Raw genomic sequence first — 25,988 nt, 5'->3', positions numbered from 1 at the left:
CGTACGATGGCTGCTGTGAGCGAGACGAGCCGTAAGCGGGTCCTGCTGGCCAAGCCGCGTGGCTACTGCGCGGGTGTGGATCGGGCGGTGCAGACCGTCGAAGAGTCGCTGAAACTCTACGGCGCGCCGATCTATGTCCGGAAGCAGATCGTGCACAACAAACACGTGGTGACCTCGCTTGAGGCGAAGGGCGCCATCTTCGTGGAGGAGAACGAGGAGGTGCCCGAGGGCGCCACTGTCATCTTCTCCGCGCACGGCGTGGCCCCCACCGTGCACGAGTCCGCCAAGCAGCGGAACCTGCGCGCCATCGACGCGACCTGCCCGCTTGTGACGAAGGTGCATCACGAGGCGCGCCGGTTCGCCGCGGAGGACTACGACATCCTGCTCATCGGCCACGAGGGCCATGAGGAGGTCATCGGTACGGCCGGCGAGGCGCCCGCGCACGTCCAGCTGGTCGACGGGCCGGACGGCGTGGACAAGATCACCGTTCGGGACCCGGAGAAGGTCGTCTGGCTGTCCCAGACCACGCTCTCGGTGGACGAGACGATGGAGACCGTGGCCCGGCTGAAGACGAAGCTGCCGCTGCTGGTATCGCCGCCGAGCGACGACATCTGCTATGCCACCTCCAACCGCCAGCACGTGGTCAAGGAGATCGCGCCGGACTGCGACGTGGTGATCGTGGTCGGCTCCACCAACTCGTCGAACTCGGTTCGGCTGGTCGAGGTCGCGCTGCAGTACGGCGCGCGCGCCGGCCACCTTGTCGACTTCGCGCACGAGATCAAGGACGAGTGGCTTGAGGGTGCGACCACCGTCGGCCTGACCTCCGGCGCAAGCGTCCCGGACGACCTGGTCATGGACGTGCTGACGCACCTGGCCGCACGCGGCTACAACGACGTCGAGGAGATCCTCACGGCGGAGGAGCGGCTGACGTTCTCGCTGCCGCAGGAGCTTAAGCGGGATATGAAGAAGGCCCTCGCCTCTCAGCCAGCTCAGTAGGGTTCGTGACCAGCTCGGGGGCCTGCGGCTGACGCGGCGCCACCTCGATCTGCGCGGGCGTGTCCAGCACCGACCGGGACACGCCCAGGTCGGCCAGCTTGCGCGCGCTCACAAGCACCCGTGACTCGAGCGACCCGACAGCCCTGTTGTACGCGGTGACCGCCCCCTCAAGCGACGACCCGAGCTTTGTCACGTGGTCGCCGAGCGTGGACAGCCGCCCGTAGAGCTCCCGCGCCACGCCGTGCACGATCGTCGCGTTCCGGGTCAGCTCGGAGTGCCGCCAGCCGTGCGCGATCGTCCGCAGCAGCGCCATCAGCGTCGCAGGTGTGGCCAGCACCACGTTCTTGGCGAACGCGTGCTCGAGCAGCATCGGGTCGCGCTGTAACGCCGCGTCCAGGAACGTGTCGGCAGGCATGAAGAGCACCACGAAGTCCGGCGTGTCGTCGAACGCGGTCCAGTACGCCTTCGCGGCAAGTGCGTCCACATGTCCGCGCAGGTGGCGGGCGTGCGCGTCCAGGTGCGTGTCCCGGGTGCGCTCGTCCCGGGCCTCCATCGCGGACAGGTAGCCGTCGAACGGCGCCTTGGCGTCCACCACCACGGTCCGGCCGCCGTGCAGCCGCACCACCAGGTCCGGCCGGACCACGCCGTCGTCGGTGGCCGTGGTGACCTGCTCCGCGAAGTCGCAGTGCTCGAGCATCCCGGCCGCCTCGACCACCCGGCGCAGCTGGTGCTCGCCCCACCGCCCGCGCACCTGGGGTGCCCGCAGCGCGGCGACAAGCTGTTTCGTCTCGGTCTGCAGCCCGCCCGCTACCGCGTTCATGGCCCGGACCTGTTCGCGCAGCTCCGCGTAGGCGTCGACGCGGTCGTGCTCCAGGTCGGCGACGCGCTGCTCGTACCTGCGGAGCGCGTCGTGCAGCGGCGCGACGGCACGGGCGACCGCCTCCTGGGACTGCGCTGTCGACTCGAACGACAGCGCACGAAGCGAGGCCTCCAGCCGCTGCTCGCCGTCCCGGGTGGCGTCAAGCGTGGCCTCCAGCCGGGCCAGGTCCGTGGCCGCGCGGGACCGGGCCAGCAGCCAGCCGAGCGCGCCGCCCGTGCCGAGACAGACGATCACCACGATCACCGTCGAGAGCTCCATCCACCGACAATGCCTCAGCGCGGGCGGCGGGAGCGGCACCGCCACGGCCCGAACCCGAAAAGTGATCAGTTTCAGCAGACTCACAGCCCCCGCGACCTGAGCGGGCGACGGGTGACAGAGCTACCGTTCACCCTATGGAGTACGTGTTGTTCCTGGCGCTGGCCGTGATGATCATCGGTTTCCTCGCCTATTGGCGCGTGTCGAGCGGTTCCCGTAAGGAACGTGAGCTGGCGGACGCCCGCGCCGACGCCCAGCGGTGGTACGAGCGGCTCGGCGGCCAGGTGATGAACCTGCACGGCGACGAGGCCGCCGCCCGGCAGGCGCTGGCCGACGCGTCCGAGCGCTACAACGCGGCCGGCGGCCAACTTGACCAGGCGAAGTCGACCCGGCAGTTCGAGCTGGCCCGGGAGACCGCGCTGGAGGGCCTGGCCTACATCCGGGCGGCCCGGGTGGCGATGGGTCTCGACCCGGGCCCCGAGGTTCCGCAGCTCGCGGCCGCGCGCGGCGCCGGCACGCTTACCAAGGAGCGTGAGGTGAGCGTGCAGGGCCAGACGTTCAAGGCGGGTCCGCAGTCCGGCCCGCAGACGCCGTACTACTACCCGGGCGGCCGGGTGAACGGCCGGCCGGTGCCCCAGGGGTGGTACTCGACGCCTGTGTGGAAGACCGCGCTGGCGACCGGCGCCGGCGTGGTCGGCGGCATGCTGATCTTCGACGCGCTGTTCTCGCCCGCGTTCGCGGACCCGGGCATGGGCGGCTTCGGCGAGGGCTACTCCGACGGTTACCAGGAGGGCCTGGAAGACGGCGGCGGCTTCGACGGCGGTGACTCCGGCGGCGACTACGGTGGCGGCGACTACGGCGGTGGCGGCGATTTCGGTGGCGGTGACTTCGGCGGCGGCGATTTCGGCGGGGGTGACTTCTAGACGCGCCGGTTGACAGTCCCACCCCCGCTCGCCAGGGTTGGGCAGGTGAAACACGGGATCGAGGTCGGCCGGGTGGCCGCGTTGTGGCGCTACCCGGTCAAGTCGATGGCCGCCGAGCCGCTTGAGCGCGCCGACCTGTCCTGGCACGGCCTGGCCGGCGACCGCCGCTGGGCGTTCCTCCGCGACCTGCCCGCCCGCAACGGCTTCCCGTGGCTGACCATCCGCGAGCGGCCGGACCTGTTGCACTACCGCCCGTGGCTTGCCGAGCCGGACCGGCCGGACGCCTCGCCGGTGCTCGTCACCACGCCGTCCGGCGAGAAGCTCGACGTCGCCGACCCCGCGCTCGCCGCGGAGCTCGGCGACGGCGTGCGCGTCCTGAAGCTCAACCGCGGCCTGTTCGACTCGGCGCCGCTAAGCGTGCTGAGCACCCGGTCGGTCGACGGCCTGTCCCGGCTGCTCGGCGACGCGGAGGTGGACCCGCTGCGCTTCCGGCCGAACGTGTTGATCGAGGCCGTTGACACCGCGCCCGCGTACCCGGAGGAGGCCTGGATCGGTGCCACGCTGTCGATCGGCGGCGCCCGCCTGCACCTTGACCGCCGCGACAAGCGCTGCATGATCGTGAACGTGGATCCGGTGACCGCGCGCCGCGACCCCGGCATCCTGCGCACGATCGCCCGGCAGCGGGACGTGTGCTTCGGCGTCTACGCCTCACCTGTCGCGCCCGGCCCGGTGGCGGTCGGCGACCCGGTGGTGTTGACCTCCGCGGAGAGGTAGTGCTAGCCGGATGGCTCCGGCCCGCGGGACTTGGCAGAGTTCAACCGTGACCAACACCCTGCCCGCCCGGTACGTCGCCGCGCTCACCCTCGGCGTCGGTCTCGCAGTCGTCCTGGCGCTCAATCTCGTCTGGGGCGACACCGGCCGTTCCTGGGCGAACGCGATCCTGCTCCCGGCCGCGCTCATCATCACGGCCGGCACGGTGGTGATGACCCGCGGCCGTGCCTACCAGTTCCTCGGCTACCTGCTCCTCTGCGCCGGCCTGATCGTGCTCACCGTCGGCGCGCTGCTCATCGGCAAGCACATGACCTGGGGCTGGCCGCTGCTTGTCACGCTGCCCTGCCTCGCGGTGGCCGGCACGTTCCTCTGGGCGCCCGCGCATCCGGTGGCCCGCGCGCTGCACCGGACCGTGACCGGCGGCGCGCTGCTCGGCGCGACAGTGGGCCCGGTCTTCTTCCTCCGGCGTGCGGATCTGTTCGCCTGGCCCGCGCACTGGTGGGCGCTGTACATGATCGCGGCCGGCGCCGTGGTGCTCGGCAACGCGCTTGAGCTGACCCGCCACCGGATCACCTACCGCCTCCAGGGCGCGACGCTGCTGGCCGGCCCCGCGCTTGTCACCATGCTGCTCGGCTACCGGTTCCTGACCGGGGCGCTGCCGCTCTGACAGCGCCCCGGTCACGACCGTCTAGAAAGCACAGGCGATGACCAGGCCGGGGGTACGGTCCGGAAGCCGGTCCAGCTTCGCGATGTGCGCCGCCGCCTTCAGGTCGCCCTCGACAAGCGCGAGCCGGTCCAGCACCTCGGCCGGCCCGAGCACCTCGGCGAGCGGCACCTCCGCCTTCATCGACAGCTTCCGCTCCGACTTCGCCCGCCGCACCTGGGACAGCGCCTCCCCGGCCAGCGTGAGCAGTGACGGGTCGCCCGGGTGGGCCAGCTCGTGCACGGTCGGCCAGGTGGCCCGGTGCACCGAGCCGTACCGCCACCAGGACCAGGCCTCAGCGGTGGCGTACGGCAGGAACGGCGCGAACAGCCGCAGCTGCACCTCGAGCGCGGTGGCGAGCGCGGCCCGGGCCGAGACCGCGGCCGGCCCTTCGCCGTACGCCCGCTCCTTGACCAGCTCGATGTAGTCGTCGCAGAACGTCCAGAAGAAGCTCTCCGCCGCCTGCAGCGCACCCGTGTGGTCGTAGGAGGCCAGCGCGTCCGTCGCGGTGCGGACCACGCCGGCCAGCGCGGCAAGCATCGCCAGGTCAAGCGGCTCGGTCGGCTCCTCGCGCAGCGCCCCGGCCGCGCCCAGCCCGAGCACGAACTTGGACGCGTTAAGGAGCTTCGTCGCGAGCCGCCGCCCGACCTTGATCTGCCCGGGGTCGAACGCCAGGTCGGTGCCGGGCCGCCCGCTTGCCGCCCAGTACCTGACCGCGTCCGCGCCGTGCTGTTCCAGCAGCGCGATCGGCGTGACCACATTGCCCTTGGACTTGGACATCTTCTTGCGGTCCGGGTCCAGGATCCAGCCGGACAGCACTGTGTCCTTCCAGGGCAGCACGCCGTGCTCCAGGTGGGCGCGGACGACCGAGGAGAACAGCCAGGTGCGGATGATCTCCTGACCCTGGGGCCGCAGGTCCATCGGGAAGACGCGGCCGAACAGATCCTCGTCCCGCATCCACCCGCCGACGATCTGTGGCGTCAGCGACGAGGTCGCCCAGGTGTCCATCACGTCCGGATCCGCTATGAAGCCGCCGGGTCGTCCACGGTGAACTTCGACATAACCGGGCGGACACTCGGAAGAGGGATCAATCGGCAACGCGGACTCGTCCGGTGTGAGAGGGTTGTCGTAATCCGGCTCGCCAGCGCTGTCGAGCCGGTACCAGACGGGAACGGGCACGCCGAAGAACCGCTGACGGCTGATCAGCCAGTCCCCGGCGAGGCCACTCACCCAGTGTTCGTACCGGTGATGCATGTGGCCCGGCACCCAGTTCAGCTCCCGGCCCCGGCTCAGCAGCTCGTCGCGCAGACCCGCGTCCCGGCCGCCGTTGCGGATGTACCACTGCCGGGTCGCGACGATCTCCAGCGGCGACTCGCCGTTCTCGTAGAACTTGACCTGGTGCGTGATCGGCCGTGGCTCCCCGACCAGGTCACCCGCCTCGGTAAGCAGCCGGACGGTCTCCCGCCGGGCCGCGTTGACTGTCAGGCCGGCGAGGCTGTCGTACGGTCCACGGTCGACCGCCCCGGGCAGCAGCCGGCCGTCCCGCCCGATCACCACGCGGGTGTCCAGCTGCAGCTCACGCCACCAGATGACGTCCGTCAGATCGCCGAACGTGCAGACCATCGCTATACCTGTGCCCTTGTCCGGCGCGGCCAGCGGGTGCGCGTGCACCGGGACCTCGACGTCGAACAGCGGCGTCCGGACCGTACCCCCGACAAGGTGTTGATATCGCTCGTCAGACGGGTGGCAGACGAGCGCGACGCACGCCGGGAGCAGCTCCGGGCGAGTCGTGTCGATCAGGACGTCCTCGCCGGCCGGGCCGGTGAACCGCAGCCGGTGGTAGGCGCCGGGCCGTTCCCGGTCCTCAAGCTCCGCCTGCGCGACAGCGGTCCGGAAGCCGACGTCCCACAGCGTCGGGGCGTCCGCCGAGTACGCCTCGCCGCGCGCGAGATTGCGCAGGAACGCCCGCTGCGACGCGACCCGGGCGGACTCGCCGATCGTGGTGTAGGTCAGCGACCAGTCCACTGACAGTCCGAGACGCCGCCACAGCGCCTCGAACTCCTGCTCGTCCTCGCCGGTCAGCGACGCGCACAGCTCGACAAAGTTGCGCCGCGAGATGGAGACCGGGCTCTTCCGCGCCTCCGCGGAGATCGGCCGCTCCGGCGGCGTCCAAGCCGGATCGTAGGGCAGCGACGGGTCGCAGCGGACACCGAACACGTTCTGGACCCGCCGCTCCGTGGGCAGGCCGTTGTCGTCCCAGCCCATCGGGTAGAAGACGGTCTTGCCGCGCATGCGCTGGAACCGGGCGACCGTGTCCGTGTGCGTGTACGAGAAGACGTGTCCCATGTGCAGCTCGCCGGATACGGTCGGCGGAGGCGTGTCGATGGCGTACACGTCGGCGCGGTCCTTCGACCTGTCGAACGCGTACGTTCCCTCCTCCTGCCAGCGGCGCGACCAGGTGTCCTCGAGCCCGTCCAACGCCGGGCGCTCGGGGACACCGGCGCGCGCGAAACGCTCCGTATCCGTCATGCGCCAAGCCTACGGCGACCCGCCAGCGGATTACCCGTCCGAATGCCGCGGCCATGACGAGTGACGCCCGCAAAAGGTTGCCGACGTCGGCGCTCAACTTTCCCGTCCGGCCGACCGTCGTTCGATCAGCACGACAAACAGCGACGGGAGCAACTCAGGTGTGGAGAAAAGTGCTGGTCACAGCGCTCTGTGCGGCATCGGTGACCGGCTGTGCGCAGGCAGGCGCCCGCCCGGCGGCAACGGCCGCTTCAACCCCGGCTTCAGCCCCCGCGTCGGCCCCCGCTTCGGACCCCGTGGGCGCCTCGCCGAGCCCGGCCGCCCCTGAGATCACCTTCCCCACGGAAGGTGACATGCGCTGGAAGGTCGCGCCCGCCGAGCCCGGCACCGCCGGCCGGTCCGGCACGCTGCTGCGCTACCGGACCGTGGTCGAGGAGGGCATCGAGGGCGTGACGCCGCTCGACTTTGCCGACGAGGTCACCGCCGTACTCTCCGACGACCGGAGCTGGACCACCGGCGGCCGGTGGCGCCTGCACCGCGCCGGCCCCGGCGAGCAGTACGACTTCACCATCTACCTGGCCACCCCCGGCACCCGCGACGCACTCTGCGCGATGGGCACCGACCGCTACACCTCCTGCCGCAACGCCGACAGCGTGGTGCTCAACGTGGCCCGCTGGGCCGACGGCGTCCCGCACTGGCGCAAACCACTTGCCGAGTACCGCGCCTACATGATCAATCACGAGGTCGGCCACCGCCTCTTCCAGGGCCACGAACTGTGCCCCGCCCCCGGCGGCCCCGCCCCCGTCATGCAGCAGCAGACCCTCGGCCTGCACGGCTGCACCCCGAACCCCTGGCCCTACCCGAACGGCCGCGACCGCCTGGCCGGCCCTTCCGGCGCCTACGACGACCCACTGCCCGCCTGACCACTTTTTTTCCCGCTCTCGAGGTGCTCCGGCCCGTCGCTCCTATGGGCGCTTGAGCGTGCCGCAGACTAGATGCCGGCCAGGTCTTTCCGCTCTCACGGTGGTCCGGTCCGGCCGTTCCTGCGGGCACTTGAGCGTGCCTGGGGCGACGACCCCAGACCCCAATCCAGATCTTCCCGCTCTCGCGGTGGTCCGGCCCGTTTGCTCCCGCGGGCAAACCTCGCCGCCCACCAAGACTCCGCTGGCGCTCCGCTTGCCGGGCGGCTCGGAGCCGGTGCCGCGGTGGCCGGGCAAGAGCGCGGCCGCCGCCGTGCGACCGGCAGCGGCGCGCGCGACGTCCGCAGCCGCTCCCGGCGTCCGTTTGCCGGGCGGGTCGGAGCCGGTGCCGCGGGGGCCGGAGAAGAGCGCGGCCGCCGCCGTGCGACCCGCAGCGGCGCGCGGGACGTCCGCAGCCGCTCCCGGCGTCCGTGCCGGTATGCGTGCCGGTGCCGCATCGGTGGTGGTGGGGCGGTTTCGCATTTTCAAGGGCCGGCGAGGGCTCGCGGTGGTTGCGGTGACTCCGGCCGTGGCTGTTCGTGGCGGCCTGCGCGGGGTGTCGCGTGGGCCCCGGTCCAATGCCACTTACTGGGGTTTCGTGGTCGGGGTGCGAGTCGGGCACTCCGCGCCCGAAATTTCGTTATATAGAAGCCTCTGAGGCGCGCCCACCCTGACCGCGGAAGGTCAGTAGCTTATTTTGACCTTGAAGTGGACCCGGTCGGGCCGCGAGCCTCTAGCCGGTGCGGATGCCTTCATGTCCGGTTTGGCAGGTAGGCGCAGAGGCGGCCGGGTGCTTTGTGGAAGCACAGGTCAGAGCCCATGATCAACTTATGCTAAGTGGCATTGGGCCCTGGCCGGGTGGCGCGGGGTGTCACGTGGGCTTCGGTCGCGTGGCGCGGCTGCTGTCGGGCGGCCGCAAGGGCCGGCAGCGAAGCTGAGTATCGCGGCGGTCCGGTTCTTGCCGGCCGCGTGCGTTTAGGGTGGGCCGGGCTTCGGGCGCGGCCGGTTTCGCGTCAGCGGCAGATGAGCAGCGCGCGCGAGTACCGCTAGGTGGACGCCAGTGCCATGGCCAGGTGTACTACCCCGACGGCCCGGCTGATCTCAGCTCCTTCACCCACCCTTGCCTGCGGCCCGGCGGGCAGAGTGTCATCGGCCCTATTTTTCCGATTTTGCCGCCCCTGCGGCTGTCCTCTGTCTGTACTGAAGATCCTTGCGGCTCTGGTGGCCCTTATGGCGCCTAAATAAGGGTCACCACAGTCGCAAGGATCTTTTATCTCACCAGGTGGAGGTGCCTCCCGCATTTTGAGCACGCATAGCGCGCGCGGCTGACACCGCAAGCACAGTTGCGCCCGAAATACCCTCTTGACGCCCAATTGCGTCATGATCGCGTCAGCGCCTGTGCCGCGCCCCGCGCCCCGCGCCCCACGCGGCGCCCCACGCCGCGCCCCACTCCGCGCGCCACGCCCCACGCCGCGCCCCACTCTGCGCGCCGCGCGCCGCGCCCCACGTCGCGCGCCGCGCCCCACGTCGCGCGCCGCGCCCCACGTCGCGCGCCGCGCGTCGTGCCTGTGCCGCGCGTCGTGCCTGTGCCGCGCGTCGTGCCTGCCAACGCGAGCGCGAACACGCGCAGTAAGGCTTTGTCTCGGTGCTGGTGGTCAACGGTGGGAGGCGGTTCTGCTGGGGAGTGGCTAGATGAGCGAGTCGCGCCACTGCTGGTGCAGGGCGGCGTACCGGCCGCCGGAGTGGATCAGTTCGGCTGGTGGCCCGTCCTCGACGACCTGCCCGGCGTCGAGCACAAGCACCCGGTCGGCGATCTCCACGGTGGAGAGGCGGTGGGCGATGACCAGTGCGGTCCGGTCCGCGAGGATCGTCCGCAGCGCGCGTTGGACAAGCCGTTCGCTCGGCACGTCGAGCGAGGAGGTGGCCTCGTCCAGGATGAGGACGGCCGGGTCTGCGAGGAACGCCCTGGCGAAGGCGACCAGCTGGCGTTGACCTGCGGAGAGGCGGCCACCGCGCTTGTGGACGTCGGTGTCGTACCCGTCCGGCAGGCGGGAGATGAAGTCGTCGGCGCCGATTGTGGCGGCGGCCGCGCGTACCTCCTCGTCGGTGGCGTCCGGGCGGCCGAAGCGGATGTTGTCCGCGACCGTACCGGAGAAGATGTGGTTCTCCTGGGTGACCATGACGACCGCGCCGCGCAGCTGGTCGTCCGTGAGATCGCGGAGGTCGACGCCGTCCAGCCGGACCGTGCCGGACGTCGGGTCGTAGAAGCGGCCGACAAGTTTCGCGATCGTGGACTTCCCGGCGCCGGTCGCGCCGACAAGTGCCACGGTCTGCCCGGCCGTGACGTCCACGTCCAGCGCGGGAAGCACCACCTGCCCCGGCCGGTAGGCGAACTCCACGTTCCGCAGCGTGAGGCGGCCGGGCGGGCGTCCGGGCGGCATCGGGTACGCGTGCTCCGGCTCCGGCACGGACGGCTTCTCGTCAAGCACTGCCGCGAGCTTCTCAAGCGCCGCGGTCGCGGACTGCAGCGCGTTGTAGAACTGGCTGAGTTCCTGCATCGGCTCGAAGAACCGGCGCAGGTAGAGCAGGAACGCGGCAAGCACGCCCAGCTCGGTACGCCCGTGCATGACCTGCCAGCCGCCGTAGGTGAGCACCACCGCGACAGTCACGTTCCCGATCAGCTTGATCGCGGGGGAGTAGATCGCGATCAGCCGGTACGCGTGAAGCGTGGCCCGCCGGTTGTCGTCGTTGATCCCGGCGAAGATCTCCTGGTTGCGCGGCTCCCGGCGGAACGCGTGCACCGCCCGGATGCCGCCGAGCGACTCGCCGAAGTAGACGATCAGCAGTGCCACCGCTTCCCGCCCACGCCGGTAGGCACGTGCGGACGCGCGTGCGAACCACCGGGACAGCAGCAGCAGGAACGGGAACGACAGCAGTGTGACAAGCGCAAGCGGCAGGTCCAGCCAGAGCAGGATGCCGGCCACCGAGAGTACGGAGAGCCCGGCCAGCACCAGGTCGTCGATGCCGCCGTCGAACAGTTCCGCGATCGAGTCCATGTCGCTTGTCAGCCGCGCCACCATCCGGCCCGACGTGTAGCGCTCGTGGAACCCGACGCTGAGCCGCTGGAACGTGTCGTAGACGCGCTGCCGCAGGTCGACCAGGACGGACTGGCCGATCTGCGCGGAGAGCAGCAGGAACCCGCGCTTCGTGGCGTACTCGGTGACCGCGGCCGCCAGGAACAGGCCGCCGAGTGCCAGCAGCAGCGTGGCGTCCCCGCGCGCGGCCAGCGGCGGGATGCCCCGGTCGATGATCAGCATGACCAGGAACGGCCCGGCCATCCCGGCCGCGTTCTGCAGCAGCAGCAAGGCGACCGCGACGCCGAGCAGCCGCCGGTGCGGGCGCAGCAGGCCGGTCAGCAGACGCCGGCTGCGGGCGCGCAGCCGTAGCATCGCCCGCTCGTCCGGCACCTCGGCCGCGGCCCGCTCCGCGTCCTCCTCGACGGCCCGCCCCCGCCACGCCTTCCGGTCGGCAGTGGTCATTCCGGGTCCTCCCGTGGCCTGCCGCGTGGGTGAGTCGCTCGCACTGTCGCTCATGAGCCGTGCGCCGGTGCGGTCTCGGCGGCCAGCACCGCGCGGTAGGCAGGCATGGTCGCCATCAGATCGGAGTGGGTGCCGACGGCAGCGATCCGCCCGTTCTCGATCAGCGCCACCCGGTCGGCAAGCGCGATCGTCGACGGCCGGTGCACCACGAGCAGTGCGGTAGTGCCCTTCAGCACCCTGGCCAGCGCCTCGTCGACAAGCGCCTCGGTGTGCACGTCGAGCGCGGAGAGCGGGTCGTCGAGCACAAGCACCCGCGGGCGGGCGAGTACGGCGCGGGCCAGCGCGAGCCGCTGCCGCTGCCCGCCGGAGAGGGACAGCCCCTGCTCGCCGACCCGGGTCTCCAGGCCCCACGGCAGGTCGTACACGAAGTCGGCCTGGGCGACCGCGAGCGCCTCCGCGATCTGTGCGTCGGTGGCTCCCGGCGCGCCGAGCGTGATGTTCTCCCGCACCGACATGGAGAAGAGCACCGGTTCCTCGAACGCCACCCCGACCAGCCCGCGCAGGCAGTCCAGCCGGATGTCGCGCAGGTCGACACCGTCCAGCGTGACGTGCCCGGAGGTCGCGTCGTGGAGCCGGGGGACCAGGGAGACCAGCGAGGTCTTGCCGGAGCCGGTCAGGCCGACGATCGCCAGCGTCTCGCCGGGCCGCACCTCCAGGTCCACGCCGCGCAGCACCGGCTGGGTGGTGCCGGGGTAGCGGAAGTGCACGTCGTGGAAGACGATCCGGCCGGGGCCGGGCTCCACGGTCCGGGCGTGCGGCCGGTCCTCGACCGCGGGCACCGTGTCCATCACCTCGTAGACCCGGTCGGCCGCGGTCATCGACTCCTGCCCGTTCGCGATGATCCAGCCGAGTGACTCGATCGGCCAGACCAGCATCAGCTGCAGCGACGCGAACGCGACAAGCCGGCCGATTGTCAACTCGCCGTCCGCGACCGCGACCGAGCCGGCCACCAGCACCACGGCCAGCGTCAGGTTCGGCACCAGGTCGAACTTGGCGGACGCCCGGGACAGCAGCGCGGCCTTGTCGATCGCGATGTCCCGCAGCTCGCCGATCTCGGCGGCGAACCGGCCGGCCATGAAGCGGCTGCGCCCGAACGAGCGGATGGTGCGCAGCCCGAGCGCGGTCTCCTCGGCAAGCGTGGCCACGTCGCCCTGCTGCTCCTGCAACGCGCGCGAGCACTGCAGGTAGCCGCGTGCGAACTGCCGGGCGAAGATGAAGAGGGGCACCGCGCTGGCCGCTGCGACCAGGCCGAGCGGCCAGTAGAGCCGGATCAGCATCGCGATCACCGTGACGTAGGTGATCGTGTTGACCACCAGGTAGATCAGCCCGAACGACAGGAACCGCCGGATCACGCCGAGGTCGCTTGTGGCGCGGGAGAGCAGCTGGCCGGACTGCCATCGGTCGTGGAACGAGACCGGCAGCCGCTGCAGGTGGGCGTAGAGGTCGTCGCGGATCGCCGCCTCCAGCCCGACTGCGGCGGTCGCGTGCGTCCACCGCCGAATGAAGATCAGCAGCACCTCGACCACGCCGAACAACAGCGCCAGCGCGCCGAGCAGCAGCAGCCCACGCGTGTCGCCGCGCACGACAGGCCCGTCCACGACCCGCTGCACCACGAGCGGGACTGCCAGGCTCGCGCCCGTTCCGCCCAGACCAGTGACCAACAACAGGAACATCTGCCATCGGTACGGGCGGAGATAGCGCCTAATTCGCCATAAATTTCGCGCTGGCTGGCGGCGCGGGCCGCCACTCACGGTCCAGTGGCGATCACGCTGCACACAGTGACGGTAGCAACTGCGTCGATATCTATCTCGGTGAGAAAGTGCTCATTGCCGACTCATCCCTGTGCCTCGTGATCCAGCAGCCAGCGCTTCACGTCCAGACCCCACCGGTAGCCGCCCAGCGTGCCGTCGTTGCGCAGCACCCGGTGGCAGGGCACGAAGAATGCCACCGCGTTCGACGCGCAGGCCGACGCGGCCGCCCGGATCGCCGCCGGGCGCCCTGACCGCACCGCGAACTGCGTGTAGCTCACCGGTTGACCTGCCTTGATGCCGCGCATCACCACCCACGCGTGCGCCATGAACTCGCCGCCGGTGTGCTGCTGTACCGGCACGTCGTCGATCGCGGTCAGATCGCCGTCCAGGTAGGACATGACCTTCGCCGTGGTCTCGCCGAGATCGGCACGTTCCCGCAGCTCACCGCCGCGCAGAGTGGGGTGGATCAACGCCACCAGGCCGGGTGCGTCATAGGTGAAGCCGGTCGCGCGCACCCGCCCGTCCGGCCCGGCCACGATTGTCAGCGGCCCGGCCGGCGTCGGCACGACCGCGTACTCAAGCGTCGTCGTCATCTCTCTCGTCTCCTCGAATCTCAGAGGTGGTAAGCGGGCCTGCGGATCTCAGGGGTGTTCGCGGACCGCAGTGCGGCCGCGAATGTCAGCCGATCGATGACGCGGAGGTGCGTTTTCCGGGCATGGCCACGTGCGTTTCCGGGATGACCGCGACCGCCGCCGCGCGCCAGAGACGGATCAGCGCGTAGGAGCGCCAGGGTCGCCACCGCTCCGCGTGCGCGGCCAGTGCGGCGGGCGTGTGCGGCAGTCCGAGCGCCCGCGCACCCTTCCGCACCGCGAGATCGGTAGGGAGGAAAACGTCTGGGTCGCCGAGCGCGCGCAGCGCCACGTAGCCGGCGGTCCACGGCCCGATGCCGGGCACCGCGGTCAGCTGCGCCGTGATCTCCTCCCGGTCCGCCCCCGGATCCAACGTCAGCCCGCCCGCCACGGCCCGGGCCAGCGCCCGAAGCGTCTCCCGGCGCGCCGCCGGCATCCCGAACGCCGCCTCCGGCAGCTCCAGCAGCTCCTCCGGCCCGGGGAACGGCATCAGACCCCCGGCGGCCGGACCCTGGGAAGGCGGCCCGCCGGTCTCCGCTTCGACGGCGACCAGGCCGCCGCCGCTCTCCTCGTCGTCCGCCGTCCAGCACCCGGCTACCCGGCCCGCCCGTCGGCCGGCGTCCACCGTCGAGGCCGCGATCAGGCCGGCGTCCGCTGACTCGTCGCCGCCCGCTGCACGGTGGACGGCCGCTGCACGGTGGACGGCCGCTGCACGGTGGGCGGCCGCGGCGCGGACCAGGCGGCTCAGCACGGAGCGGGCGGACGCGACCGAGACCTGCTGGCCGACCACCGCGCGCACCGCCATCTCGAAGCCGTCGACCGCACGCGGCACGCGCACGCCCGGCTCGTCCTCCACCGCGTGGGAGAGCGCCGGGTCGGCTTCAAGCGTGCCGTCGATCGCGTCCGGGTCCGCGTCCAGGTCGAGCAGGCGGCGGCAGCGGGCCACGGCGGGCGCCAGGTCGCGCATGTCCGCCACCTGGAGCATCGCGGCCACGAAACCGTCCTGCGGCGTCAGCGTGGCCGTGGCCGGGCCGTGCGGCAGCGACAGCGCCCGGCGGTAGGTAAGCGCGTCCGCCTCCTCCACGCCGGGGATCGCGCGGGCGGCCAGGAAGCCGAGCAGCGCGGGCACGTGCAGCGGTGCCCGGTAGGCCAGCCGGAGGTGCACCACGCCCGGACCCGCGGTCACCACCGGGCCGGGCAGCAGCCAGCCGCCCGGCTGCCGGCGCACGTCGCGCAGCTGGGACGGGCTGGCGCCGAAGACCTGCTGGATCGTCACGTTGAACTGCCTGATGCTTCCGAACCCGGCCGCGAACGCGATCTCCGCCAAACCGAGCGCGGTCGTCTCGATCAGGATCCGCGCGGTCTGCGCCCGTTGCGCGCGGGCCAGCGCCAGCGGCCCGGCGCCCACCTCGGCCGCGAGCATGCGGTGCAGGTGGCGCTCCGTGTAGCCGAGGCGCCGGGCCAGGCCGGGAACGCCCTCGCGGTCGACCACGCCGTCGCCGATCAAGCGCATCGCGCGGCCCACCGCGTCGGCCCGGGCGTCCCAGTCCGGCGAGCCGGGCGCGGCGTCCGGTCGACAGCGCCGGCAGGCCCGGAAGCCGCCGCCCTGCGCGGCGGCGGCGGACGGGTAGAAGCGCACGTTCTCCCGGCGGGGCGTGGTGGCCGGGCAGGACGGCCGGCAGTAGATGCCGGTCGAGGTGACGGCCGTGAAGAACCACCCGTCGAACCGCTGGTCGCGGCTGTCCACGGCGCGGTAGCAGCGTTCGAAGTCCAGATCCACGCTGTCGATCCTGCCCCCGCCGACCGGCAGCTGGCTCGCGGGTTTCGGACATCAGCGTGACCGTTCAGGCTGCCGGTACGGTGAGGGGCATGCATGTCGGACTGGGTCTCCCGGTGGCCGGCGCGTGGGCCTCGCCGGATCGGCTCGCCCACGTGGCCACCCGCGCTGAGCAGCTCGGATACCACTCACTCTGGACGTTTCAGCGGCTCTTCGTGCCCGTCGACCCGCAGCCGGAGCCGGTCTACCGCAGCGTGCTGGACCCGCTGATCGCGCTTACCTACGCGGCCGCGCGCACCACCCGCATCCGGCTCGGCGTCGCGATCGTGAACCTGCCCTTCCTTCCCCCGGTGTACCTGGCCAAGCAGGCCGCCTCGCTCGACGTGCTCTCCGGCGGGCGCCTCGACCTGGGGCTGGGCAGCGGCTGGTCCGAGCCCGAGTTCATCGCGTCCGGCGCGGACATGGCCCGGCGCGGCCCGCGCACCGCGGAGTACGTGCAAGTCCTGAGAGTGCTCTGGTCCGGCTCCGGCGCGCCGCACCACGGCGAGTTCTACCGGCTCCCGGAGGGCTACCAGCACCCGCTGCCGGTGCAGCGCCCCGGCCCGCCGATCCTGCTCGGCGGCTCCGCACCCGCGGCCTTGCGCCGGGCCGGCCGCCTCGCCGATGGCTGGATCAGCCGCAGCAAGGCGAACCTGGCGGAGATCGGCGACAGCGTGGCGATCGTCCGCGCGGCGGCGGCCGAGGCAGGCCGTGACCCGGACGCGGTCCGTGTGGTCAGCCGCGGCCCGGTGCGGGCCGGCGACGCGCTCCCGGAGGCCGGCCGTGCGCCGCTGACCGGCTCCTACGCGCAGATCCGGGCGGACGTGGACCGGCTGGCCGAGGCCGGCGTCACCGAGGTCTTCCACGACCTCAACTGGGACCCGCTGATCGGCGCGCCGGACGCGGACCCGCGGACCGCCGCCCGCCGCGCCGACGAGATCATCGACGCCCTCGCCCCCTGACCACATCCGGCAGCACCCGGCAGCACCCGGCGCCCGCACCCCGACAGCGGTGCAGGCGCCGAAGTGCCCTACGACGTCCAGGACAGCGCCGCCGCCTGGATCTCCTCCACCGGCACGTCCCGGTCGTGCCGGCAGATCGCCCAGCGCACGCCGAACGGGCAGCGCAGCACGCCCATCCGGTCCCCGGAGAACACGTCCGCCACCTCGGAGAGCGGCGTCGCGCCGGCCTCCACCGCGCGGGCGAACACCCCGTCCGGGTCCGCCGTCCACAGCGTGACGGTGAACGCGTTCCCCTCCGCTGGCGGCGCCGCGATCCCGTAGGCCGGCATCGCGTCGCTGAGCTGGAACCGCACCCCGTTGAGCGACAGCTCGGAGTGCATGATCGAGCCGTCCGGCGCCTCCATCCGCACCAGCACCTCCGCGCCGAACACGTCGCGGTAGAAGTCAAGCGCCTTGGCCGCCTCGTTCACCGCGAAGAAGAGGCTGAGCTGCGCATATCCGTCCGGGGTCACGTTGTTGTCAGACATGGGGTCCATGCTTGTCCGAATGACGATGACCGCGCTTGGAGAAACGCGACAGGGACCGGTGACCACAAGCACCCGCGGGCTGATCGGCGCGCGGGACTACACGGTCACCCGGCTGGCCCCCTCCGAGGCCGTGTCCGCGCTTGTGGAGCGGCATTGGATGGTCTCCTGGGAGCTGCCGCCCGGCAAGGTCTCACAGGCCACGTTGCTGCCGCACCCGTGCGTGAACCTGACCTGGCTCCCCGGCACGGCCGTCATGGTCAACGGCGTGGGCCGCGGCCGTTTCACGTACCCGCTGAGGGGTGCGGGTTTCGTCTTCGGGGTGAAGTTCCGGCCCGGCGGCTTCGCGCCGTTCTGGCCGGGTGAGGTGGTGGAGCTGACCGACCGGGTCCGGCCGCTCAAAGATCTGATCAAGAGCGATCCGGGGGTACGACTGGAGGCCGCGACCGGGATCGAGGAGATGGCCGCCGAGGCCGAGCGGTGTCTGCTGGCGCACTGGCCCGCGCCCGATCCCGCGGTCGCGCTTGTCGGCCGGATCGTCGCCGCGCTGCTCGCCGACCCGGACGTGCGCCGGGTGGAGGACGTGTCGGCCCGGTTCGGCCTGTCCGCGCGTTCGCTGCAGCGGCTCTTCCGGGCATATGTGGGCGTGACGCCGAAATGGGTGCTGTCCCGGTACCGGTTGCACGAGGCGGCCGAGCGGCTGGCTGATCCGTCGTCCGGCGGGTTGTCGCAGGTCGCGGCGGACCTCGGCTACTTCGACCAGTCGCACTTCACCCGCGACTTCACCCGCGTGGTCGGTGCGACGCCGGGCAATTTTGAGTATCGACACTCAGGGCCGTGACCGCGTCCGGCGGCAGGATCGTCGCATGATGCGCAAGCAGGTGTTCCTCGGAACCGTCGGCGGCGCCGCGATCTTCGCGCTGTCGTGGTTCCTCATGGTCGGCGTGATCGCGCTGCTCGGCGCGACGCTGTGGGCTGGCGCTGCGGATGCGAACATCGGCGCCGGCCTGCTGCTGCTCGCGGTCCCGGCCGCGGTGGTCCCGCTGGCTCTCTGGGCCCTGCTCCGCCGCCTGGACGTCCCGGGCGCCGCCGCGATCGGCGCCGGCGGCATCGTGATCTACGTCCTGACCGTCACCTTCTCGACCGAGCAGATCACCGCCGACCCGCTCTACCTAACCGGCGCGGTCGGCAGCGCCGCCTTCGCCCTCTACGCCGGCCTCGCCGCCACCCTCGCCACCGCGATCACCCGACGACGCAGGTGGTAGCCCGGCCACCGCGATCACCCGACGACGCAGGTGGTAGCCCGGCCACCGCGATCACCCGACAACGCAGGTGGTAGCCCGGCCACGGCGGAACCGCGGCCCGCGGGAGCGTGCGGGCGTGACCACCCGCAGAGTGGGAAAATCCGTTGTTGATCTTAAAGTTCGAAGAGGTCGCGGAGGGCCTCGCTGAGCCGGGCCAGGCTGGCGCCGGTGATCATGCCGACCTTCTCCGCGCCGGCGCTGGCCGGCAACCGGCGCATCCGGTTGACCACGACCACACCGGAGAGCGGGTCCGCCTCGGCGAGTGGCACCGCGAACGGCGGGAGTTCGGTGCTGCCGCGCTGGCGGACGATCGGCGCGACGAACGGCGCGGCGCTTGGTCGTTCGTTGTGCGAGTCTCCGGACAGGACCACGACCCGGTAGCGCAGATCGCTGCGGCCGCCGATGGTCCAGATCTCGCCCCGGTTCACGCGGCGTCGGAGAGGTCGTTCCAGTTGGTCTCGAGCTTCTCCGCCAGGCGGTCGAAGCCGTCCAGCTCGTCACGGACGTCGGGGTTGGCGGTCAGCCACTCCTCGTGGCGCCGGGCCGCCTGCCGCAGCGCCTCGCGCCGGGCCGCACGGTCCAGCCAGGCCGAGAGCGTGAGCCCTTCCTCGGCCGCGGCCGTCCGCGCCCGGGCCAGGGTGTCCGCCCTCAGCCCGAGGGTCACCTTTTCCGCCATAGGGCGATCGTACGCGCGCCCGGGCCTCCCGCGAACGCAGCACGTCGCGGGAGACCCGGGCAAACGGTTCAGGAGATGGTCAGCGAGGTGTCGTCGATGACGAAGGACGTCTGCAGCGTGGTGTCCTCCGTGCCGTAGAAGCGGATCCTGACGGTCTGGCCCGCGTACGCGGACAGGCTGAGCGACCGGGCCGTGTAGCCGGTCGCCTTGTTCAGGTTGGAGTAGGTGGCAAGCGTGCCGAGCACGGTGCCGCTTGTGTTCAGCACCTGGATGGCGAGCTTGTCGTAGGCGGTGCTGGTCGTGGTCTCCGCCGAGTCGATGTGCGTGTAGAAGCCGAGCGTGTAGGAGGAGCAACCGGCAGGCAGCGCCACCTGCTGGTAAACGTACTGCGTGCTTGTCGACCCGTTCCCGTTCAGGAACGCGGAGTAGCTGCCGGTGCGGGCCGGCTGGTCGCTGTGGATCCCGATCACGCCGGTCGGGCTCTGCGTCCAGGAGGTGGCGCCCGATTCGAAGCCGCCGTTCGCGAGCAGCTGCGAGGAGCAGCTCCCGCCGCCGGACCCGACTGTGAGCGTGTAGGTAGCGGTCCGGGTGACCGAGGTGCCGGTCCCGGTGACCGTGATCGAGTACGTCCCGGCCGGCGTCGACGAGGTCGTCGCGATCGTCAGCGTGGAGGAGTTGCCCGAGGTGACCGAACTGGGGTTGAACGTGGCGGTCGCGCCGGACGGCAGCCCGGACGCGGTGAACGCCACCGTCTGCGCGGTGCCGGAGTTGACAGTGGCGACGGTTGTCGACGCGGACGAGCCGGCCGCCACCGAGCCGGAGGTGGAGGAGAGCGACATGGTGAACGAGTTGCCGGTGCCGGAGCAGACCGCGTCGTTGCCGGCCACGTTCACGGACGTCCACGCGGCCTGGACGGCCTTGTACTCAGTGCTGCACGAGCCGTAGAGGTCGGTCGCGGCGGAGAGCGTGTGCGCGCGGGCCGTGGTGCTCAGGCTGCTGGCCAGGTAGTAGCGCGTGCTCGTGGTGAAGTAGGTGCTCAGCGCGCGGTACCAGATGGCGGCGGCCTTGGCCCGGCCGATGCCGGTGACCGCGGGGGCGGAGCCGCAGACCGGCGACGTGCCGTACGCGGTGGAGCCGCTGCCCTCGGCCAGGTTGAAGAAGAAGTGGTTGCCCACGCCGGAGGAGTAGTGCACGTCGACGCCGTTGGTCGAGGACGACCAGCAGCCGTGTGAGCTGCCGTCAAGCGTCGGGTTGTACATGTACCGCAACGGCGTCCCGTTGCCGTTGATGTTGATCTCCTCGCCGATCTGGTAGTCACCCGGGTCGGACGAGTTGTTCGCGGAGAACTCGACCATCGTGCCGAAGATGTCGCTCGTCGCCTCGTTGAGCCCGCCGGACTCGCCCGTGTAGTTCAGGTTCGCCGTGTTCTCGGTGACGCCGTGCGACATCTCGTGCCCGGCCACGTCAAGCGAGACCAGCGGCTTGGTGTTGCCGGAGCCGTCGCCGTAGGTCATCTGGGCGCCGTCCCAGAACGCGTTGACGTAGCTGCTGCCGTAGTGCACGCGGGACGGCACGCCGGAGCCGTTGCCGAAGATGCCGTTCCGGTTGTGGTTGTTCTTGAAGTAGTCGAACGTCAGCGCGGCGCCGTAGTGCGCGTCCACCGCGGCCGACTGCCGGCTGGAGGTGGTGCCGGTGCCCCAGACGTTGTCCGCGTCGGTGAACGTGGTGCAGGTGCCGCTTGTGCTGTTGTTCATGTCGCAGGTGCGGCCGCTGCCGTGCGTCGGGTCGACCAGGCTGTAGCTGCTTGTCGAGGCCTGGGTGGTGCTGAGCGTGACGGTGCCGACGTAGATGCCGGAGCCGGTGCCGTTGACGTTCTCGATCTCGTCCCAGGAGTCGCGCACCGCGCCGGTGACCGCGTCCACCACGACCTGGAACCGGGACGGCGTCTGCCCGTCCACAGCCCAGCCGGTGATCTCGGTCTGGTAGGCGAGGGCCGGCGTCTCAGTGGTCGCGTCCACGATCAGCTCGGGGGTGCCGACCTTCTCGAGCGTGCCGGTGAAGGCCTTGCGGGAGGCGTCCGCCGCCGCGGAGGGGGAAACCGCGGCGACGACCGGGAGCGAGAGCGGCGCGGCGAGACCTACCGACGCCTTGGCGAAGCTGCCGTTCGCCGTGGTGTGCACGATCAGGTCACCGCCGCGGACGCGCAGGCCACGGTAGGTGCGGTCGTACCGCACGTGTGCGGCACCGTCCGCGTCGACGGCGGTGTTCCGGGCGGTGAACGCGTCCGCGTCGCTGGCCTGCAGCGCCGGCCGGTGCTGGGTGAGCGCGAGAGAGGCCGCGGAGAGCGGGGAGACGCCGGGGCCCGGCGCCGGGGTGGCCGCGACGGCGGTGGCCGCCGGGCCGACGCCCACCAGCAGACCGCCCATCAACAGGGCGGCGCCGGCAGCCGACAGGGTTCGTTTCACAGGGTCCTCCTGATCGCTGAACACGTCGTAGCGGTAGCTACTCATGCACATATAGCGATCGATTTACCCGGCGGCCTCATCCCAAAAGGCTCATAAGATCAAAGTGCACATGACCAGCGGGTACGCTGACCTGCACTTACATGTTGTAGGACGCTACCGGCCGGTACGAAGGCGGACCAGAAGATCGTGCACCGCGTCCTCCGCGCCCGGCCGTTCCGGCAGCCGGGTCGCCTCCCGCGCCTCGTCAAGCGCGCGCTCAAGCACGGCCAGATCCGCGTCGATCACTGCGGTGGGCGGCGCGAGCCCGGCCGACGCCCGGTGCTCCCCGGCCGCCTTCGCCTCGATCAGCTCGGCGAGGTAGCCCGGCGCTTCCGGCACCAGCCCGGTCAGCGTGGGCAGGTGCGCGCTCAGCTCGCCGGACCGCATCAGGTGGATGCCGGTCAGGAACGCCCGGAACGTGTAGAGCAGCGGCTTCAGCTCGCCGGTCTTCCCGTGCAGCCGGCGTTGCGTGTGCGCGAAGCCGCGGTAGTGGTGCGCGTGGTGCCGGGTCACCGTCTCCGGGCCGAGCGCGACCAGCTCCTCGTGCGCGGCGGAGCTGCTCACCACGATCGGCGAGAGGAGCTGCTCAAGCACGTACCCGTTGCGGCTCAGCAGCAGCCGGAAGAACTTGAACGCATCGTGCGTGACCAGGTCGATCTCCACGCCGTCCGACAGCCAGTCCGCGTCGATCGTGGCCCGGCCGGTTCGCAGCCCGACCACCTCCTCGATCGGCAGCAGGTGCGCGCCGCGCAGGTCGACGTCCGAGTCCCGGCTCGGGAAGCCGTAAAGGTGCGCGCCGGAGACGGTCACGAACAGCAGCGGGTACGGCTGGTCCACGGTCACGGCGCGCAGCTCGTCCAGGTCGAGCGTGGTCAGGTCGCGGGTCATCGCAGATACTCCGTCGCGCTGCGGGCGCGCACCGAGCGCAGCCAGGAATCGACCCGGGCCACGTCCGGGGCCGCGGGCAGCGGGGTGTGGTCAAGCGCGTCGTCGATCTGGGCGTGCAGCGCCAGCCGCCACACCTCCACCTCGGGCCATCGGCGCTCGCCGCGGCGTACCCGGAGCAGCTCTTCCCGGTTCTCGCCCGCGTCCGTGCGGAACGCGCCGGTCAGGAGCACGTCGCGGCAGGCCAGCAGCAGCCGCAGCAGGTGCATCACGTGCTTCCAGCGGGGCTCGCCGTCCCGGCGGAGGTCCGCCTCGATCTTCTTGAACTGGCTGAGTGCATAACCGGAGTAGGTCTGGTACACCAGCTGGGACAGGAACGCGCCGCGCAGCTCGAGCAACTCCTCACCGAGCGGCGTGACAGTCCGGGCAAGCGGCGAGTGCAGCACCTCGAGCAGGTTCGGGTTCGCCTTCAGGGCCAGCTCGCAGAAGCGCTCCACCTCCCAGGAGAACTGCTCCGGCTCCGGCCCGTCCACGTGCGGCGGCGGCTTCCGCAGCGACCAGAACGCCTCCGCAGGCGCCGCGTAGACCCCGCGGACATCCGTGTCCGAATCCGCCGTCTCCAGCCCGAACGCCCGCGAACCCACCACCGCCGCGTAGATTGTGTGATCGGTGACGAAACGGTGCTCGTCCGCGGCCGATCCACCCCGGGTGCGCTCACCGACGCCGACGTCTTGCTGGTGCGCCTTCCGCAGTGCCAGATCGCCGCGCGCGACGGTCAGCTGGCGGCCGTCGGTGAGCCGGATCAGATAACCGCCGGACTCGGCGTCGCCGACCACGCGGCCGGTCGCGCCGCGCTGCACCCGCGCGCCGGCGTGATCCACGGAGGCCTCCCGTAACACCACCTGGGTGCCGCCGGGCAGGCGAGGAGAGTTGGTCATGGCTAGGCGATCGTACGGTCACCCCGCCGGGTTTTCACGGCGAGCGAGTCCTCACCGTCCCCTTCAGTCCCGCAGGAGGAGTGCGCCGCCGAGCGCGCCGGCCGCCGCGTACACGCCCGCGGCCGCGAGGAGGAGACCGTCAGGTCCGGCGCCGGCCGCGTACCCGGCCAGCGCGGCGCCGAGCGCGGACGCGGTCACCTTCAGCCCGGCGCCGAGCGTGAACACCTGCGTGTGCACGGCCGGCGGCGCGTGCCGGTCCCGGCTGGCGAACAGCGCGGCCGACTGCGGGCCGACGAAGAACCCGGCCGCGGCGAAGAGCAGCAGCGCCGGGAGCACGCCAGGCACGAACGGCACCGCGGCAAGCGGCAGCGCGGAGGCCAGCAGGCAGATCATCACGGTACGTTCCGGACGGCGTGCCCCGACCGGGTGGCGCGCGTAGAGCAGTGAGCCGGTGAGCCCGCCGATCGCGGCCGCGGACAGCAGCGCGCCGGCGGCGTACCCCGCATGATATTGAATTGCCAACAACGTCGTGACCAGTGGAAACGCGCCGTATGCGCCCGCGCCCAGCCCGGTTGCCACGGTCACCGCGCGCAGCGGCCGGATCCGCCAGATCGCACCGAACCCGGCGGTCAGCGCGGTGCCCCCGGTGAATTCGCGCCTCCTCAGGGGCAGGCTGAGCACCAGCAGCCCGGCCGTGACCGCCCCCGCGCCGAGCGCCACCGTGGCGAGCCGGGCTCCGGCCAGTTGCGCGACGCCGGCCACCACGGCCGGGCCGCAGATGCCGGCCAGGTTGTAGGTCATCACGTCCAGGCCGTAGACCCGGTCCCGGCGCTCCGGCCGGAACAGCTCCTTGATCAGGCTGGACAGGCCGCCGGTGCCGAGCGGTGCGCAACAGCCGCCGAGCACCGCGATGACAAGCACGACCGCGTGCGGTGCCACGCCGGCCAGCAACCCGCACAGCGCGATCGCCACGCCGTTGCCGCCGATCAGCAGCGCGTAGACCGGCGCGCGGCGGCGGGCCCGGTCCGCGAGCGCGCCCACGGCCGGCCCGGCCAGCACGTGCGGCACCATGAACGCGCCCGCAAGCACGCCCCCGAAGAGCGCGCTCCCGGTCGCGTCCAGCGCCACCAGGACCAGCGCGACCCGGGCGCCTTCGTCCGCGAACCGGGCCAGCGCCGCCACCGTCAGGTACCGATAGATCATCACCAGGAACAATACGTTTCCGCCCGGGGCACTATCCTGATGCGTTGTGAGTCTCAGCATCGGGATCGTCGGCCTGCCCAACGTCGGCAAGAGCACCCTCTTCAACGCCCTGACCAAGAACGACGTGCTCGCGGCGAACTACCCGTTCGCCACGATCGAGCCCAACGTCGGCGTGGTCGGGCTGCCGGACGAGCGGCTGAACAAGCTGGCCGAGATCTTCGAGTCGCAGAAGATCATTCCGGCGCCGGTCTCGTTCGTCGACATCGCCGGCCTGGTCCGCGGCGCGTCCAAGGGTCAGGGCCGCGGCAACGCCTTCCTGGCGAACATCCGCGACTCCCAGGCGATCTGCCAGGTCGTCCGCGCGTTCTCCGACCCGAACGTGGTGCACGTCGACGGCAAGGTCTCGCCGAAGGACGACATCGAGACGATCAACACCGAGCTGATCCTCGCCGACCTGCAGACGCTCGAGAAGGCCATCCCGCGCCTGGAGAAGGAGGCGAAGCTCAAGAAGGACCGGGCCTCCGTCGCCGCCGCCGCGAAGGCCGCCGCCGAGCTGCTCGACGGCGGCACCACGCTCTACGCCGGCGCCACCAAGGCCGGCATCGAGATCGACGAGCTGCGCGAGCTGCACCTGCTCACCGCCAAGCCGTTCCTCTACGTCTTCAACGTCGACGAGGAGGAGCTGGCCAACGCGGAGTTCCTGGACTCGCTGCGCGCGCTGGTCGCCCCGGCCGAGGCCGTCTTCATGGACGCCAAGATCGAGTCCGAGCTGATCGACCTCCCCGAGGACGAGGCCCGTGAGCTGCTCGAGTCAATCGGCCAGACCGAGCCCGGCCTCAACCAGCTCATCCGCGTCGGCTTCCGCACCCTGGGCCTGCAGACCTATCTGACCGCCGGCCCGAAGGAAGCCCGCGCCTGGACCGTCCCGATCGGCGCCACCGCCCCCGAGGCCGCCGGCGTCATCCACAGCGACTTCCAGCGCGGCTTCATCAAGGCCGAGATCGTCTCCTTCGACGACCTGGTCGCCGCCGGCAGCATGTCCGCGGGCAAGGCCGCCGGCAAGGTCCGCATCGAGGGCAAGGAATACATCATGCAGGACGGCGACGTGGTGGAGTTCCGCTTCAACGTCTGATCCGCGCTCCCGCACGAAGGGCCGGCACCACTCTGGTGCCGGTCCTTCTATG

At 71.4% G+C, this 25,988-nt stretch carries 21 protein-coding genes and 1 pseudogene; 9 read left to right on the top strand and 13 right to left on the bottom strand.

Annotated elements, in window-relative coordinates; genetic code table 11:
- The first annotated feature begins 6 nt into the window (after positions 1–6).
- A complete protein-coding gene (locus tag ACIA8K_RS28290) occupies positions 7–996 on the top strand; it encodes a 4-hydroxy-3-methylbut-2-enyl diphosphate reductase (RefSeq protein ID WP_396064519.1) in 990 nt (329 codons plus the stop codon).
- On the opposite strand, the gene ACIA8K_RS28285 is transcribed toward ACIA8K_RS28290, so the two are convergent.
- The gene (locus ACIA8K_RS28285) at positions 950–2,134 is read right to left on the bottom strand and encodes a DNA recombination protein RmuC (protein WP_396064517.1); all 1,185 of its coding nucleotides are present in this window, start codon (positions 2,132–2,134) and stop codon (positions 950–952) included. The two genes, ACIA8K_RS28290 and ACIA8K_RS28285, sit on opposite strands and share 47 nt — an antisense overlap.
- A 134-nt stretch (positions 2,135–2,268) precedes the next feature.
- Between ACIA8K_RS28285 and ACIA8K_RS28280 the strand changes: the two genes are divergently transcribed.
- From ACIA8K_RS28280 to ACIA8K_RS28270, 3 genes are read left to right on the top strand one after another with little or no spacing between them, the layout of a single operon-like run.
- On the top strand, positions 2,269–3,054 hold the full coding sequence (locus ACIA8K_RS28280) for a hypothetical protein (RefSeq protein ID WP_396064514.1): 786 nt from the start codon (positions 2,269–2,271) through the stop codon (positions 3,052–3,054).
- Positions 3,055–3,099: 45 nt separating this feature from the next.
- Positions 3,100–3,828: an MOSC domain-containing protein gene (locus tag ACIA8K_RS28275; RefSeq protein ID WP_396064511.1), complete on the top strand. Its 729-nt coding sequence runs from the start codon at positions 3,100–3,102 to the stop codon at positions 3,826–3,828.
- 46 nt (positions 3,829–3,874) lie between these two features.
- Complete coding sequence (locus tag ACIA8K_RS28270) at positions 3,875–4,492, top strand: hypothetical protein (protein ID WP_396064509.1); 618 nt, start codon at positions 3,875–3,877, stop codon at positions 4,490–4,492.
- 21 nt (positions 4,493–4,513) lie between these two features.
- Here ACIA8K_RS28270 and valS read toward each other — a convergent pair whose 3' ends face one another.
- Complete coding sequence (gene valS / locus ACIA8K_RS28265) at positions 4,514–7,057, bottom strand: valine--tRNA ligase (RefSeq protein WP_396064507.1); 2,544 nt, start codon at positions 7,055–7,057, stop codon at positions 4,514–4,516.
- Between the two features lie 293 nt (positions 7,058–7,350).
- Here valS and ACIA8K_RS28260 point away from each other — a divergent pair, with 293 nt between their 5' ends.
- Positions 7,351–7,977, top strand: coding sequence for a DUF3152 domain-containing protein (locus tag ACIA8K_RS28260; RefSeq protein WP_396064505.1), 627 nt, complete (start codon positions 7,351–7,353; stop codon positions 7,975–7,977).
- A 1,724-nt stretch (positions 7,978–9,701) separates the two neighbouring features.
- Here ACIA8K_RS28260 and ACIA8K_RS28255 read toward each other — a convergent pair.
- The 4 genes and pseudogenes from ACIA8K_RS28255 to ACIA8K_RS28240 form a co-directional block, all read right to left on the bottom strand.
- Entirely contained in the window at positions 9,702–11,552 is a 1,851-nt protein-coding gene (locus ACIA8K_RS28255) for an ABC transporter ATP-binding protein (RefSeq protein WP_396064503.1), read from the bottom strand.
- Positions 11,553–11,602: 50 nt separating this feature from the next.
- On the bottom strand, positions 11,603–13,285 hold the full coding sequence (locus ACIA8K_RS28250; RefSeq protein ID WP_396064500.1) for an ABC transporter ATP-binding protein: 1,683 nt from the start codon (positions 13,283–13,285) through the stop codon (positions 11,603–11,605).
- Between the two features lie 161 nt (positions 13,286–13,446).
- On the bottom strand, positions 13,447–13,956 hold the full coding sequence (locus ACIA8K_RS28245; RefSeq protein ID WP_396064498.1) for a methylated-DNA--[protein]-cysteine S-methyltransferase: 510 nt from the start codon (positions 13,954–13,956) through the stop codon (positions 13,447–13,449).
- 301 nt (positions 13,957–14,257) lie between these two features.
- A pseudogene (locus ACIA8K_RS28240) lies at positions 14,258–15,772 on the bottom strand (AlkA N-terminal domain-containing protein); the annotation flags it as partial.
- Between the two features lie 89 nt (positions 15,773–15,861).
- On the opposite strand from ACIA8K_RS28240, the gene ACIA8K_RS28235 reads away from it, so the two are divergent.
- Complete coding sequence (locus ACIA8K_RS28235) at positions 15,862–16,770, top strand: TIGR03619 family F420-dependent LLM class oxidoreductase (RefSeq protein WP_396064496.1); 909 nt, start codon at positions 15,862–15,864, stop codon at positions 16,768–16,770.
- Positions 16,771–16,838: 68 nt separating this feature from the next.
- On the opposite strand, the gene ACIA8K_RS28230 is transcribed toward ACIA8K_RS28235, so the two are convergent.
- Positions 16,839–17,297: a VOC family protein gene (locus tag ACIA8K_RS28230; RefSeq protein ID WP_396064494.1), complete on the bottom strand. Its 459-nt coding sequence runs from the start codon at positions 17,295–17,297 to the stop codon at positions 16,839–16,841.
- 58 nt (positions 17,298–17,355) lie between these two features.
- Here ACIA8K_RS28230 and ACIA8K_RS28225 point away from each other — a divergent pair, with 58 nt between their 5' ends.
- Both ACIA8K_RS28225 and ACIA8K_RS28220 read left to right on the top strand, forming a co-directional pair.
- Positions 17,356–18,135: a helix-turn-helix domain-containing protein gene (locus ACIA8K_RS28225; RefSeq protein WP_396064492.1), complete on the top strand. Its 780-nt coding sequence runs from the start codon at positions 17,356–17,358 to the stop codon at positions 18,133–18,135.
- 25 nt (positions 18,136–18,160) lie between these two features.
- The gene (locus ACIA8K_RS28220) at positions 18,161–18,559 is read left to right on the top strand and encodes a hypothetical protein (RefSeq protein ID WP_396064490.1); all 399 of its coding nucleotides are present in this window, start codon (positions 18,161–18,163) and stop codon (positions 18,557–18,559) included.
- 152 nt (positions 18,560–18,711) lie between these two features.
- Here the strand turns inward: ACIA8K_RS28220 and ACIA8K_RS28215 are convergent, their stop codons facing one another.
- The 6 genes from ACIA8K_RS28215 to ACIA8K_RS28190 all read right to left on the bottom strand — a co-directional run bounded on the left by ACIA8K_RS28215 (position 18,712) and on the right by ACIA8K_RS28190 (position 24,804).
- Entirely contained in the window at positions 18,712–19,026 is a 315-nt protein-coding gene (locus ACIA8K_RS28215; RefSeq protein ID WP_033340795.1) for a type II toxin-antitoxin system PemK/MazF family toxin, read from the bottom strand.
- Entirely contained in the window at positions 19,023–19,274 is a 252-nt protein-coding gene (locus ACIA8K_RS28210) for a hypothetical protein (RefSeq protein WP_396064488.1), read from the bottom strand. Before ACIA8K_RS28210 ends, ACIA8K_RS28215 begins: the two co-directional genes overlap by 4 nt.
- A 68-nt stretch (positions 19,275–19,342) precedes the next feature.
- Complete coding sequence (locus tag ACIA8K_RS28205) at positions 19,343–21,739, bottom strand: M4 family metallopeptidase (protein ID WP_396064486.1); 2,397 nt, start codon at positions 21,737–21,739, stop codon at positions 19,343–19,345.
- Positions 21,740–21,892: 153 nt separating this feature from the next.
- Positions 21,893–22,666, bottom strand: coding sequence for a DNA polymerase beta superfamily protein (locus tag ACIA8K_RS28200; RefSeq protein WP_396064484.1), 774 nt, complete (start codon positions 22,664–22,666; stop codon positions 21,893–21,895).
- On the bottom strand, positions 22,663–23,601 hold the full coding sequence (locus tag ACIA8K_RS28195) for a DNA polymerase beta superfamily protein (RefSeq protein ID WP_396064482.1): 939 nt from the start codon (positions 23,599–23,601) through the stop codon (positions 22,663–22,665). Before ACIA8K_RS28195 ends, ACIA8K_RS28200 begins: the two co-directional genes overlap by 4 nt.
- A 63-nt stretch (positions 23,602–23,664) precedes the next feature.
- Positions 23,665–24,804, bottom strand: a complete 1,140-nt coding sequence (locus ACIA8K_RS28190) for an MFS transporter (RefSeq protein ID WP_396064480.1) — start codon at positions 24,802–24,804, stop codon at positions 23,665–23,667.
- A 46-nt stretch (positions 24,805–24,850) separates the two neighbouring features.
- On the opposite strand from ACIA8K_RS28190, the gene ychF reads away from it, so the two are divergent.
- The gene (gene ychF / locus ACIA8K_RS28185) at positions 24,851–25,936 is read left to right on the top strand and encodes a redox-regulated ATPase YchF (protein ID WP_396064478.1); all 1,086 of its coding nucleotides are present in this window, start codon (positions 24,851–24,853) and stop codon (positions 25,934–25,936) included.
- The last annotated feature ends 52 nt before the right edge of the window (positions 25,937–25,988 follow it).

It is taken from the genome of Catenuloplanes sp. NPDC051500, from assembly GCF_044454585.1.
Lineage (GTDB): Bacteria > Actinomycetota > Actinomycetes > Mycobacteriales > Micromonosporaceae > Catenuloplanes.
Note: the sequence above shows the minus strand (reverse complement) of the source record. Positions and strands in the feature narration are given on the sequence as shown.

Bases quoted from the DNA above. Each gene is read 5' to 3' on its own strand.
- ACIA8K_RS28250 (WP_396064500.1), bottom strand. From the start codon at position 13,285: ATGTTCCTGTTGTTGGTCACTGGTCTGGGCGGAACGGGCGCGAGCCTG.
- ACIA8K_RS28230 (WP_396064494.1), bottom strand. From the start codon at position 17,297: ATGTCTGACAACAACGTGACCCCGGACGGATATGCGCAGCTCAGCCTC.
- ACIA8K_RS28290 (WP_396064519.1), top strand. From the start codon at position 7: ATGGCTGCTGTGAGCGAGACGAGCCGTAAGCGGGTCCTGCTGGCCAAG.
- valS (WP_396064507.1), bottom strand. From the start codon at position 7,057: ATGACGGATACGGAGCGTTTCGCGCGCGCCGGTGTCCCCGAGCGCCCG.
- ACIA8K_RS28245 (WP_396064498.1), bottom strand. From the start codon at position 13,956: ATGACGACGACGCTTGAGTACGCGGTCGTGCCGACGCCGGCCGGGCCG.
- ACIA8K_RS28200 (WP_396064484.1), bottom strand. From the start codon at position 22,666: ATGACCCGCGACCTGACCACGCTCGACCTGGACGAGCTGCGCGCCGTG.
- ACIA8K_RS28285 (WP_396064517.1), bottom strand. From the start codon at position 2,134: ATGGAGCTCTCGACGGTGATCGTGGTGATCGTCTGTCTCGGCACGGGC.
- ACIA8K_RS28280 (WP_396064514.1), top strand. From the start codon at position 2,269: ATGGAGTACGTGTTGTTCCTGGCGCTGGCCGTGATGATCATCGGTTTC.
- ACIA8K_RS28190 (WP_396064480.1), bottom strand. From the start codon at position 24,804: ATGATCTATCGGTACCTGACGGTGGCGGCGCTGGCCCGGTTCGCGGAC.
- ACIA8K_RS28235 (WP_396064496.1), top strand. From the start codon at position 15,862: ATGCATGTCGGACTGGGTCTCCCGGTGGCCGGCGCGTGGGCCTCGCCG.
- ACIA8K_RS28210 (WP_396064488.1), bottom strand. From the start codon at position 19,274: ATGGCGGAAAAGGTGACCCTCGGGCTGAGGGCGGACACCCTGGCCCGG.
- ACIA8K_RS28255 (WP_396064503.1), bottom strand. From the start codon at position 11,552: ATGACCACTGCCGACCGGAAGGCGTGGCGGGGGCGGGCCGTCGAGGAG.
- ACIA8K_RS28195 (WP_396064482.1), bottom strand. From the start codon at position 23,601: ATGACCAACTCTCCTCGCCTGCCCGGCGGCACCCAGGTGGTGTTACGG.
- ACIA8K_RS28220 (WP_396064490.1), top strand. From the start codon at position 18,161: ATGATGCGCAAGCAGGTGTTCCTCGGAACCGTCGGCGGCGCCGCGATC.